13 protein-coding genes and 5 tRNA genes are annotated in these 12,199 nt (G+C 41.0%); all 18 read left to right on the top strand.

Annotated elements, in window-relative coordinates:
* Positions 1–11: 11 nt before the first annotated feature.
* The 18 genes from LA313_RS11710 (at position 12) to rplA (ending at position 12,187) form a co-directional block, all read left to right on the top strand.
* Positions 12–1,301, top strand: a complete 1,290-nt coding sequence (locus tag LA313_RS11710) for a DUF2851 family protein (protein ID WP_228915149.1) — start codon at positions 12–14, stop codon at positions 1,299–1,301.
* 12 nt (positions 1,302–1,313) lie between these two features.
* Positions 1,314–1,544, top strand: a complete 231-nt coding sequence (locus tag LA313_RS11705) for a PspC domain-containing protein (RefSeq protein ID WP_228915147.1) — start codon at positions 1,314–1,316, stop codon at positions 1,542–1,544.
* 135 nt (positions 1,545–1,679) lie between these two features.
* Positions 1,680–3,767, top strand: a complete 2,088-nt coding sequence (locus tag LA313_RS11700; protein WP_228915145.1) for an amino acid carrier protein — start codon at positions 1,680–1,682, stop codon at positions 3,765–3,767.
* A gap of 15 nt (positions 3,768–3,782) precedes the next feature.
* On the top strand, positions 3,783–4,661 hold the full coding sequence (locus LA313_RS11695; protein ID WP_228915143.1) for a ComEA family DNA-binding protein: 879 nt from the start codon (positions 3,783–3,785) through the stop codon (positions 4,659–4,661).
* Positions 4,662–4,718: 57 nt separating this feature from the next.
* Entirely contained in the window at positions 4,719–5,888 is a 1,170-nt protein-coding gene (locus LA313_RS11690) for an acyl-CoA dehydrogenase family protein (protein WP_228915141.1), read from the top strand.
* Positions 5,889–6,077: 189 nt separating this feature from the next.
* A complete protein-coding gene (rpsU, locus tag LA313_RS11685; RefSeq protein WP_228915138.1) occupies positions 6,078–6,272 on the top strand; it encodes a 30S ribosomal protein S21 in 195 nt (64 codons plus the stop codon).
* Positions 6,273–6,360: 88 nt separating this feature from the next.
* On the top strand, positions 6,361–7,266 hold the full coding sequence (locus LA313_RS11680; RefSeq protein ID WP_228915136.1) for a tyrosine-type recombinase/integrase: 906 nt from the start codon (positions 6,361–6,363) through the stop codon (positions 7,264–7,266).
* Between the two features lie 26 nt (positions 7,267–7,292).
* Positions 7,293–7,598 (top strand): ribosome hibernation-promoting factor, HPF/YfiA family, encoded by a 306-nt coding sequence (gene hpf / locus LA313_RS11675; protein ID WP_228915134.1) that lies wholly within the window; start codon positions 7,293–7,295, stop codon positions 7,596–7,598.
* Positions 7,599–7,695: 97 nt separating this feature from the next.
* Positions 7,696–7,769, top strand: a tRNA-Thr gene (locus tag LA313_RS11670).
* Positions 7,770–8,035: 266 nt separating this feature from the next.
* A tRNA-Tyr gene (locus LA313_RS11665) sits at positions 8,036–8,117 on the top strand.
* A 74-nt stretch (positions 8,118–8,191) separates the two neighbouring features.
* Positions 8,192–8,264 (top strand) — tRNA-Gly (locus LA313_RS11660).
* A gap of 341 nt (positions 8,265–8,605) precedes the next feature.
* Positions 8,606–8,677: transfer RNA gene (locus LA313_RS11655), tRNA-Thr, on the top strand.
* A gap of 58 nt (positions 8,678–8,735) precedes the next feature.
* Positions 8,736–9,923: an elongation factor Tu gene (tuf, locus tag LA313_RS11650; protein ID WP_228915132.1), complete on the top strand. Its 1,188-nt coding sequence runs from the start codon at positions 8,736–8,738 to the stop codon at positions 9,921–9,923.
* A gap of 59 nt (positions 9,924–9,982) precedes the next feature.
* Positions 9,983–10,055: transfer RNA gene (locus LA313_RS11645), tRNA-Trp, on the top strand.
* 139 nt (positions 10,056–10,194) lie between these two features.
* Positions 10,195–10,392, top strand: a complete 198-nt coding sequence (secE, locus tag LA313_RS11640; RefSeq protein ID WP_168025835.1) for a preprotein translocase subunit SecE — start codon at positions 10,195–10,197, stop codon at positions 10,390–10,392.
* Between the two features lie 11 nt (positions 10,393–10,403).
* On the top strand, positions 10,404–10,955 hold the full coding sequence (gene nusG / locus LA313_RS11635) for a transcription termination/antitermination protein NusG (RefSeq protein WP_029035716.1): 552 nt from the start codon (positions 10,404–10,406) through the stop codon (positions 10,953–10,955).
* 77 nt (positions 10,956–11,032) lie between these two features.
* Complete coding sequence (rplK, locus tag LA313_RS11630; RefSeq protein ID WP_228915130.1) at positions 11,033–11,470, top strand: 50S ribosomal protein L11; 438 nt, start codon at positions 11,033–11,035, stop codon at positions 11,468–11,470.
* Between the two features lie 18 nt (positions 11,471–11,488).
* The gene (gene rplA, locus LA313_RS11625) at positions 11,489–12,187 is read left to right on the top strand and encodes a 50S ribosomal protein L1 (protein WP_228915128.1); all 699 of its coding nucleotides are present in this window, start codon (positions 11,489–11,491) and stop codon (positions 12,185–12,187) included.
* The last annotated feature ends 12 nt before the right edge of the window (positions 12,188–12,199 follow it).

Genomic DNA, 12,199 nt, shown 5'->3' with positions numbered 1-12,199 from the left:
ACTTTTATTAAATGCGGGAGGATTATTTACATTACCTATGGCAGTTTCAAAAATTCGATCTTCAGGAGATGAAAACTGTGGATGGGAATGTTGTTAGAGTTATTTCTCCTGGTCGACATAATGAGCTCTCCGGTCCAGATTTCTTTAATTCCCGGCTGCTCATTGGGAAGCAGGAATGGGCAGGTAATGTGGAGATTCACCTTCGTTCCTCCGATTGGTACATGCATGGGCATGAGACTGACCCGGCCTATGATAATGTAATTCTTCACGTAGTGTGGGTGCATGATGTGGAAATTTTCCGAAAAGATAATTCCCCGCTTCCGGTTATGGAGCTACAGCAACTCGTTTCCCAGGAAAGTCTTCTCTGTTATCAAAACCTTTGTGCCGAAGGCTCTTCCAGATGGATCAACTGTGAACAGGATTTTCCTGTTATAGATGAGTTTTTAATCAACAACTGGCTGGAAAGGCTTTATGTGGAAAGGCTTGAGAAACGATCCTCCCTTATAGAAGGGCTTTTAATAAAAACGGCCGGGGATTGGGAAGCAGTGCTTTTCCAAATGCTGGCAAAAAGTTTCGGGCTAAATATTAATGGAGAAGCATTTTTAAGTATCGCGGGCTCCATTCCTTTTTCGGTAGTAAGGAAAGTTCGATCAAGTAAGGTCCAAATGGAGGCACTACTACTGGGGCAGGCGGGAATCTTGAATGGGGATTGCGAGGATCCACATTTTTTACGGTTAAGGGAAGTATACGTTTACTTAAAACATAAATTTAAGTTATCCAGTACTGGAGTATTGCCTGTAAAATATTTTCGATTAAGACCCGATAATTTTCCAGAACTTCGGTTAGTACAATTGGCAGCAGTTTATAGTGAACATTCTGCATTGTTTTCGAAACTTCTTAAATGTGAGGATCCACAGCAGGTGTTTAATCTGTTTGAGGTTAAGTTGGATGAATTCTGGAGTACACACTACACCTTCTCCAGCAGTCATCCTCCAAGGAAGAAGAAAATGAGCAGGAAATTCCTTGATCTCCTTATCATTAATACTGTAGTCCCTGTGAAATTTGCTTACTTAAGAAGTAAGGGAAAAGATGCATTTGAAAAGATAGCACCATTAATTGAGGCAGTAGATGCAGAGCAGAATGAGGTCATAAAAAAATTCCATTCCATAAGACCTTCCATTCCCACCGGCGCCTTACAGTCTCAGGCTTTATTGCAGTTAAAAAAAGAATACTGTGATAAAAAAGCCTGTTTGAATTGTGCAGTAGGTTTAAAGATCCTTCAACCGCAACTCCAAATTTAATATCTTTGCCGTATGCAGCAGTGGGTAAACCAGATAAGAAACTTTTTTGAGAGACATGGGTTCTATGTTTCCTCACGCTTTGCCGATAAGCTGGGAATGAGAGCCAAAAATGTCCGGCTTTTCTTTATCTACCTCTCTTTTGCAACCTTTGGGATTGGTTTTGCCATTTATCTCACACTTGCCTTTCTTTTGAAGTTCAAAGACATGATCTATTCCAAGCGAACTTCTGTTTTTGATCTTTAAAAAAGATCCTGTCACATTATCTCCCGTGGATTAACGTTTCGTTTGCAATTTAACTTCAGAAAATTTGAAAACGTTAATATTTTTAGCATCTTGCTTCGCCGAAAATTCCATTTAATATTATTCTAAAATTCTTATATGAGAAAGTCCATACTTTCATTATTGTTTTCTGTTTTCTTTTTGTCCTCCTATGCACAGGAATTAGAGGTTGATGTCCAGATTGAAAACCCGTCAAAGGTGATCAATGATGGTTTTGCAGAGCTGGATGTGCGAGGAGGGACGCCTCCTTACCAATATAAATGGTCCAACCAGCAAACACCTTTGGATGCTGCCAGGGCAGGAGCACTTGTGGAAGGGGTAGAATATACAGTGACGGTTACCGATGCTGCAAACAACTCTGTCACTAAAGCAGTCAAAGTACCTGCGGAGGCTATTACCGAACACTTCAACGGAACCTTTGCACCAATTGTTGCGAGCATGGGGAGCGTTTTGTTTTGGGATCCGTTTTCGGCAATAGGAATTTATGACCCGGTAGTATATGCCGATATTAAGAGAGTGGCAGCACCAAATTGGGAAGCCCGTACCGAGGGTCGATTTGTTCTTAAAGAATGGCTTAAAGCCGAAGGGGAGCGTGTTGAAGAAGGGGAGCCAATTGCTATTGTGCTTCAGGATGGAGAGGAAGAAACCACGGCTTATGCGAATGCAACCGGAACCCTGGAATATCTTGTAAAAGAGGGTGGGGTTATTTATAATTCTGAAAATGTAGAACATGTCATAGAACAGGGAGCTCATTATCTCGCAGCAATAAGATATGACCAGCCGGTGCCATTGTTGCATCCTAACGGAGACCTGCAACAAAAAGATATTCCTTTTATCGTAATATGGTTGGTTCTCGGAGCACTATTCTTTACAATAAGAATGGGCTTTATCAATATTAGAGGATTTAAACACGCTCTTGACCTTGCAAAAGGTAAATATGATGATCCAAATGCGCCGGGGCAGGTAACGCACTTTCAGGCGTTGGCTACGGCAGTGTCCGGTACAGTTGGGCTTGGTAACATTGCAGGGGTGGCGGTTGCTATTTCTTTAGGTGGAGCCGGGGCAACAATGTGGATGATCCTTGCAGGTCTACTGGGGATGTCCTCAAAATTTGTGGAATGTACCCTGGGAGTAAAATACCGTTTTATTAACTCCGAAGGTCGTGTTTTTGGAGGTCCAATGAACTATCTCCGTTATGGTCTCGAAAAGAGAAACATGGCTGGTTTTGGTAAATTCCTGGCGGTTTTCTTCGCTATACTTGCTATTGGAGCCTCATTTGGAGGTGGAAACATGTTCCAGGCGAACCAGTCTTTCGTAATTCTTGCGGGGGAGTTTCCTGCCCTTGTAGGAAATGGATTCCTTTTTGGGGTAGTTGTTGCTATCCTGGTAGGGATTGTAATTATTGGAGGGATTAGTAGTATTGCCAAAGTAACAGGAAAAGTGGTTCCTATTATGGCTGCAATTTATATTCTTGGAGCTTTGGTGGTAATTGGAGTGAATATTGAAAATATAGGGCCTGCTTTTGCGGCAATATGGGATGGTGCATTTAATCCCAGTGCTTTAAAAGGTGGAGTAATTGGAGTTTTAATAGTAGGTTTCCAAAGAGCGGCATTCTCGAATGAGGCCGGAGTTGGATCGGCGGCCATAGCACACTCGGCAGCCAAGACTCATCATCCGCCGTCTGAAGGTTTTGTAGCACTTCTTGAACCATTCATTGATACCGTGGTGGTTTGTACGCTTACCGCTCTTGTGCTAATTTTTACCGGAATGCACGAAGTTGAAGGAGTAGGAGGAGTAGAACTTACCTCTTCGGCTTTTGGTAGTGTAATTTCCTGGTTCCCATACGTGCTTGCTGCTGCAGTATTTCTTTTTGCTTTCTCTACCATGATTTCCTGGTCTTACTATGGAATGAGAGCCTGGACTTACCTATTTGGAAAAAGCAAAAATATGGAGCTACTGTACAAAGCACTTTTCCTTGTGTTTGTTGTAGTTGGAGCTTCTGTGAGTCTTGGAGCAGTTCTGGACTTTTCAGATATGATGATCCTTGCGATGTCCTTCCCTAACATTATAGGTCTTTACATAATGTCGGGTGAAGTGAGAAGAGATCTAAAGGAATATTCCAGAAAATTAAAAGCAGGTGAGCTTTTTCACAATCCTTCAAAGGAGCGGGTGAAAAAAGCTTCTTAGGCCGAACTAACATACATGAATAACTGGAGATCCCATTTTGTTTTCAATAGAAGTCAACAAAATGGGATTTTTGTTTTAGTTGTCCTCATAGTTATCCTGCAGGCAGTTTATTTCTTCTATCCTTTTTCTTCGGAAAGTCACCTCAATCCTGAAGAAGAAAAAATTGCCAATAAGCTTCAGGAAAGTATAGATTCCTTAAAACTGGCTGCGGCAGAGCGGGATTTACTTCCAATAAAGCCTTATAATCCGAATTTTATTTCAGATTACAAGGGGTATATGCTGGGGATGTCTTTAACCGAAATTGACCGGCTTCACGAGCATAGGGCGCAGGATCGTTGGGTGAATTCTGCTGAAGAATTTCAGAAAGTGACAGGTGTTTCAGATTCCTTGCTGAAGATCCTCGAGCCATCCTTTAATTTTCCCAATTTCCGCGGAAGAACTTCCGAAGAGAACAAAGTGTCAAATAAGGCATTTTCGGCACCTCTTTTCAGGGGCGATCTTAATACAGCTACAGCCGAAGATTTACAGCAGGTCAATGGCATTGGAGAAAAACTTTCGGCCAGGATAGTGAATTACCGTAATAGCCTGGGAGGTTTTCGGGCCGGAATTCAGCTAAAGGATGTGTATGGTCTTTCTCCCGAAGTGGTGGAAAGGGTCTTGCAGCGGTTTGAAGTTCCAAAAATGGCTGTAGAAAAGTGGAACCTTAATGAGGTGAGCCTTATTCAACTTACAGAGCTGCCATTTTTTAATTATGAGCAGGCACGGGCAGTAGTGAAATATCGGGAAGAGGTGGGGGAGATAAAAAGTATGGAGGAACTTCAGCAGATTAGGAATTTTCCCTTCGAAAAATTAGACAGAATTGCACTATATTTGACGATCGACCAGAAAAACTGAGTTTTTCTCATCCCCAAAACTAATTTCGGGTTATTAATCATTTCAGAAAATAATTTTATGAACAGTAGATATTTTACAGAAGAACACGAATTATTCCGCAAGAGCTTTCAGGAATTTTTACAGAAAGAGGTAGTGCCCCATATTGAGAAGTGGGAAAAAACAGGAACCATTGAGCGTTTCATTTGGGAGAAATTTGGAGAGATGGGATATTTCGGTCTAAATTATTCCGAGAAATATGGTGGACTGGACCTGGATATTTTCTATACAGTAATTTTCCTCGAGGAGTTACAAAAGATCAACAGTGGTGGATTTGCTGCTGCTATGTGGGCTCATTCTTACCTCGCAATGACACACGTGGCAAAAGAAGGTGATGAAGCAATCAAGGAAAAATACCTTACTGCAAGTATTAGCGGAGAAAAAATTGGTTGTCTTTGTATCAGCGAACCTGCGGGAGGGAGTGATGTTGCCGGCATGAGAACAACGGCTGTGAAAAAAGGAGATAAATACGTGATCAATGGATCGAAGACATTTATAACTAACGGTGTCTATTCAGATTATTTGGTGGTTGCGGCCAAGACTAATCCCGAGCTAAAGTCTAAAGGGATGAGCATTTTTATTATGGACCGCGACACGCCGGGTATCTCGGCTACCAAGCTTGATAAAATGGGCTGGAGAGCATCAGACACTGCAGAGATCGCCTTTGATAATGTAGAAATTCCCGCCTCAAATTTAATGGGAGAAGAAGGTAAAGGCTTTCCATACATTATGCAGCATTTTGCTTTTGAAAGGTTGATCATGGGTATCAATGCTCATGCCCGTGCAGAATTTGCGCTTGATTACACCCTGCAGTACATGAAAGAAAGAGAGGCTTTTGGTCAAACTATAGATAAATTCCAGGCTTTGCGTCATACCTATGCCGAGATGGCTAGTGAAGTGGAAATGGCAAAAGAATTTAATTATTCCATTGCCGAAAGAATGCACCGTGGGGTTTACGTGGTAAAAGAAGCCAGTATGTCGAAATTGCTTTCTACAAAAATTGCCGATGAGGTGATCTACAAATGCCTGCAGTTCCTGGGAGGTTATGGGTATATGGAGGATTATCCCCTTGCGAGATTATCACGTGACAGCCGCCTGGGACCTATTGGAGGCGGTACTTCGGAAATCCTTCGTGAGATCATTGCAAAAATGATTATCGACGGTAAGGAGTACAAGCCGGCAGCCAAGTAGTTTAAGGTTTCAGGTTTAAGGTTGTGGGTTAATTAAATTTTGAGAAGTCAAAAATAAATGAGGTTCACAACCCGCAACGGCCAACCCGTAACAGAATTTCAGAAAATAAAATGAATTAAAATTGTGAGTTTGCAATTAACGATTATCTTTGCAGCTCGAAAATAATTTCTAAAGAAAGGAGGTGACACTATGTTAATAATACCAGTTAAAGACGGAGAGAATATTGATAGAGCGCTGAAGCGTTTTAAGCGTAAGTTTGATCGTACAGGAACAATGCGTCAGTTAAGAGCTCGTCAAGCATTTACAAAACCGTCAGTAGAACGTAGGGCTCAAATCCAAAAAGCTGCTTACATTCAGCATCTAAGAGATCAGGAAGAGATCTAGTATCAATTCCTAAGCCTGAGTTCTTAGGTATACAATTATAACTGTTGATAGATAAAGTTTAATAACTTTGTTTGTCAACAGTTTTTTTATGCCTCAAAATCAATATGCCCACTTTTTTGAATACCTGGAGCTTGAAAAGAATAATTCGGCTCACACGATAACCGCCTACCGGGCCGACCTCCTGTCGTTTTACGATTTTATTTCTGCTACATACGGCCAGGATGATATTAGAGAGGTTAACTATTCCCAGGTGCGCAGCTGGATCGTGCAATTGGTGGAGCAGGGGCTATCCAACAATAGTATTAACCGAAAAGTTTCTTCTCTAAAGGCCTATTATCGTTTTCTTCAAAAAACGAAGCAGATGGAGGTATCTCCTTTAGCCACCCACCGTGCTTTAAAAACTTCCCGAAACCTGCAAGTGCCTTTTTCTGAAACTGAGGTGGAGAATGCTCTGCAGCAGATCCCGGCTGAAGGTTTTGAGGAGGTAAGAAATAAATTGATGGTAGAACTGTTCTATTCCACGGGGATAAGACGCAGTGAGCTAATTGGAATAAAGTTGCAGGACCTTGATCTAACAACGGGAATTTTGAAAGTGAGGGGTAAGGGTAACAAAGAAAGATTTATTCCGCTTATAGCTTCGGTTGTAGCAACAGTACAGAATTATCTTGAGGAAAGAAAAGGTGTTGAAAATGGCATTTCTGAAGGGTATTTATTTTTAACAGCAGCAGGCGTTAAAATGTATGATTCCCTTGTTTACCGAACAATTAATAATTACTTTAGAGGTATCTCGAGTAAGTTAAAGAAGAGCCCGCACATCCTGCGACACTCCTTTGCTACTCACTTATTGAACCAGGGTGCTCATTTAAATGCTGTTAAAGAACTTCTGGGACATTCCAGTCTCGCTGCCACTCAGGTTTATACCCATAACAGTATGGCCGAGCTTAATAAGGTCTACCAGAATGCGCATCCACGGAACAAGAAGAAGGGATCTTAGAATTGTCTAACTAAAACTTCTATTTTATGAAAGTCAATGTACAGTCCGTGAATTTCCACGCCGATCAAAAACTAGTCAATTTTATTCAGAGAAAGCTGGACAAGCTGGAAAATCATTTTGACAATGTGATTTACGCCGATGTATATCTCAAAGTTGAAAAAGCCAGTGATAAGGAGAACAAGCTTACTGAAATTTTATTGAGCCTTCCGGGAGATGAGATAATTTGTAAGAAGAGGGGTAGGAAGTTTGAAGTAGGTGTGGATGAATGTGTTAGTTCATTAGAGAGACAACTTCAAAAACGAAAGCCAAAATTTAATGCGCAGGTAGCGTAAAATATTTTTCTCAAATGTTTTGAGAACAGAATTAAATTTATACATTTGCAGTCCGTTAGAAATAGCGGACTTTTTTTGTGAAAAAGTTAAGAGTTTCGCCGATGTAGCTCAGCTGGCTAGAGCAGCTGATTTGTAATCAGCAGGTCGTGGGTTCGAGTCCCTCCATCGGCTCTGAAATTTTGTAGTGAAAACGCACGGGTGTAGCTTGGAAAAACATGGTTTTGAAAAGCTGCAGGGGGACGAGAAGTTTATCCCGAGCGCAGTCGAGGGGAGTCCCTCCATCGGCTCTGAAAAACCGAATAAAGAACGGTTTTTAAAGTTCTTGAAATTTTGAATTAAAAAGCTTTGGTTGGTAAATTAATTTTCTTTTAATTTGCGGCTTCAAAAAATAAGCCATTCCAAAACGATGGTTCTCTGAAATACTGAAAAAATTAATTGGGGAGATACTCAAGCGGCCAACGAGGGCAGACTGTAAATCTGCTGTTTTTAACTTCGCAGGTTCGAATCCTGCTCTCCCCACAAAAATTAAATTCCAATAACAAATTCCATATACCAAACTGGGATTTGGTGCTTGAGGCTGGAATTTAAGAATTGCGGGAGTAGCTCAGTTGGTAGAGCGTCAGCCTTCCAAGCTGAATGTCGCCGGTTCGAACCCGGTCTCCCGCTCTAAGTTTTTCTTTTAATTGTAAAGTTCGGATAATTCTGAGTTTTATTGAAAAGGAAAGCAGAGTGAGAATCCCAAAACTGGTTTTCTTCTCTAAATCTTTTTGTGGTGGATCTTAAATTGGCTGTTAAAGCAAATTGAAAAAGATTACCTGCATAAAGTCTTTTGCTGGTTTAAATGTTGAGTTTAAATCTGTGGAAGTAAGGAGGAATCTGGTCTTCTTTTGTAATTGAGATTATCACGCTACAAGGCGTGTTTTCCTGTTAGCAAAAGTTGCACCTTGAGTCTCGAAAACCTATAGTTGTCTCCCCAAGAAATAGCTTTGTCGGAGGGGACTTTTTTTGCCGACGTAGCTCAGGGGTAGAGCGTTTCCTTGGTAAGGAAGAGGTCACGGGTTCAATTCCCGTCGTTGGCTCTGAGATTTGTATAAAATTGAACACTAATATATAACTAAGATTAAATAAGTATTAATTATGGCAAAGGAAACTTACGATCGGTCCAAGCCGCACCTAAACATAGGTACAATTGGACACGTAGATCACGGAAAAACAACTTTAACAGCAGCGATTACTAAGGTAATGGCTGATGCCGGTTATTCAGAAGCTAGATCTTTTGATCAGATTGATAACGCACCGGAAGAAAAAGAAAGAGGTATTACTATTAACTCTTCACACGTTGAATATTCAACTGAGAAGCGTCACTACGCTCACGTTGACTGTCCTGGTCACGCCGATTACGTAAAGAACATGGTAACTGGTGCTGCTCAAATGGACGGTGCTATTCTTGTGGTTGCGGCTACAGATGGTCCTATGCCACAAACTCGTGAGCACATCCTTCTAGGACGCCAGGTTGGTATCCCAAGAATCGTTGTGTTCCTTAACAAAGTTGACCTTGTTGATGATGAGGAGCTTCTTGAACTAGTTGAAATGGAAGTAAGAGATCTTCTTTCTTTCTACGAATATGATGGAGATAATGGACCTGTAATTTCTGGATCTGCTCTTGGAGCACTTCAGGGAGAGCAGCAGTGGGTTGATACAGTTCTTAAGTTAATGGAAGCTGTTGATACTTGGATCGAATTGCCAGAGCGTGATGTTGATAAGCCATTCCTTATGCCTATCGAAGATGTGTTCTCTATTACTGGTCGTGGTACTGTTGCTACAGGACGTATCGAAACTGGTGTTGCTAACACTGGAGATCCAGTAGAGATCATTGGTATGGGTGCTGGAAAACTTACTTCTACTATTACAGGAGTTGAGATGTTCCGTAAGATCCTTGATAGAGGTGAAGCCGGTGATAACGTTGGTATCCTTCTAAGAGGTATTGAAAAGAGCCAGATCTCTCGTGGTATGGTAATTACCAAGCCAGGATCTGTAACTCCACACGCAAAATTTAAAGCTGAGGTTTATATCCTTAAGAAAGAAGAAGGTGGACGTCACACTCCATTCCACAACAACTACCGTCCACAGTTCTACGTTCGTACAACTGATGTTACAGGAACAATTAACCTTCCTGAAGGAGTTGAAATGGTAATGCCAGGTGATAACCTTACTATTACTGTTGATCTTATCCAGCCAATCGCAATGAACGTTGGTCTACGTTTCGCTATCCGTGAAGGTGGTAGAACTGTAGGTGCTGGTCAGGTAACTGAAATTCTGGACTAATACAGTCTTATATTATAAAGTTGAGGTATTCACTCTGGTGAATACCTTGACTTATATTTACGGGTTTAGCTCAGTTGGTAGAGCACTGGTCTCCAAAACCAGGTGTCGGGAGTTCGAGTCTCTCAACCCGTGCATAAAAAGAGGGGTGATTAAAACCTCTTTTTAATAACAATATTGATCAACTACATGGCCACCGAATTCTTTCCGAAGAAAGGGGTAGTAAAACGGGAGCCGGCGCTTAATCTCAAATTAAGCGAAAAAAATTTATACCATGGCAGGAATAGCAAATTACATTTCGGAGTCCTATAATGAATTGAAGAACCACGTTACCTGGCCAACCTGGGCAGAAGCTCAAAGGTTAACAGTAGTTGTGGCTGTCTTTTCTATAATTTTCGCATTATTGATCTGGGGTGTAGATACTGTCTTTAGTGGCGTGATAGAGCAATATTTTGAGTGGATTAAATCATAAATAATATTGCAATGGCAGAGGTGAAAGACAAAAAATGGTATGTAGTTCGTGCCGTAAGCGGACAGGAGAATAAAGTTAAGGAATATATTGAGCGTGAGATCGCTCATGAAGGCCTTGAAGATTTTATTGAAGAAGTCCTTGTTCCTACTGAAAAAGTCATTCAAATAAGAAATGGCAAAAAGGTAAATAAGGAGCGTGTTTACTTCCCTGGATATGTTATGATCTTGGCCAATATAGGCGGAGAGATCCCTCACATTATTAAATCTATCAACGGTGTTATTGGGTTCTTGGGCGAGACAAAAGGAGGGGATCCTGTGCCTTTGAGAAAATCTGAAGTTAACCGTATGCTGGGAAAAGTGGATGAACTTTCTGTTAAGGCAGATAATGTTGCAATTCCATTCACCATTGGTGAAACTATTAAAGTGATTGACGGTCCTTTCAACGGCTTTAACGGTACGGTTGAAAAGATCAATGAAGAGAAGCGTAAGCTTGAAGTGATGGTGAAGATATTTGGTAGAAAGACACCACTGGAATTAAGCTACATGCAGGTAGAAAAAGTCTAATAAACTGTTACACTATATATTTTTGGATAGTTTTAGTATGCTTCCACTAACAAAACTATCATCTTAAAATTAATAAAATGGCAAAAGAAGTAAGTAAGGTTGTAAAGTTACAAGTTCGCGGAGGTGCTGCTAACCCATCACCACCAGTTGGACCAGCTTTAGGTGCTGCCGGAGTTAACATCATGGAGTTCTGTAAGCAATTTAACGGCAGAACCCAGGATAAACAGGGAAAAGTATTGCCTGTTGCAATTACAGTTTATAAAGACAAGTCTTTTGACTTCGTTATTAAAACTCCACCGGCTGCAGTTCAAATTTTGGAAGCTGCGAAAGCTAAAAAGGGTTCTGGTGAGCCAAACCGTAAGAAAATAGCTAGTGTTTCTTGGGATCAGGTAAGAGCCATTGCTGAAGATAAAATGCAGGATCTAAATGCATTCACAGTTGAGTCTGCAATGAAGATGGTAGCTGGAACAGCAAGATCTATGGGAATTACTGTAAAAGGACAAGCACCTTTTTAATCCAAAAAGAAATTAAAAATGGCAAGATTGACTAAAAAGCAAAAGGAAGCACAGTCTAAGGTTGAAAAAGGTAAAACTTATTCGGTTGCAGAAGCTTCAGCTTTAATAAAAGACATTACCAATGTAAACTTTGATCCTTCTGTGGATATCGCCGTTCGTTTGAACGTAGATCCCCGTAAGGCGAATCAAATGGTGCGTGGCGTAGTTACTTTACCACACGGTACAGGTAAAGACGTAAAGGTTTTAGCTCTTGTAACTCCAGATAAGGAAGCAGAAGCAAAAGAAGCCGGTGCAGATTACGTTGGTTTAGATGAGTACCTTGATAAGATCAAAGGTGGCTGGACAGATGTGGATGTAATTATCACTATGCCTAGCGTTATGGGTAAATTAGGACCCCTTGGACGTATTTTAGGACCAAGAGGTTTAATGCCTAACCCAAAGACCGGGACTGTAACTATGGACGTGGCTAAGGCTGTTTCTGATGTTAAAGCCGGTAAGATCGATTTCAAAGTAGATAAGACAGGTATTGTACACGCTGGTATTGGAAAAGCATCTTTTGAGGCTGATAAAATAGCTGGAAACGCAAGAGAATTATTAACTACCCTGGTAAAATTGAAACCTACGGCTGCTAAAGGTATATACATTAAAAGTATACACATGTCTAGCACTATGAGTCCTAGTGTTGAAATTGATACTAAAAGGTTCACTGAGCAATAATATTATTGGATT

Source organism: Salinimicrobium sediminilitoris, assembly GCF_020866905.1.
Lineage (GTDB): Bacteria > Bacteroidota > Bacteroidia > Flavobacteriales > Flavobacteriaceae > Salinimicrobium > Salinimicrobium sediminilitoris.
The sequence above is the reverse complement of the archived record's forward strand: the minus strand, read 5'-3'. Positions and strand labels throughout refer to the sequence as shown.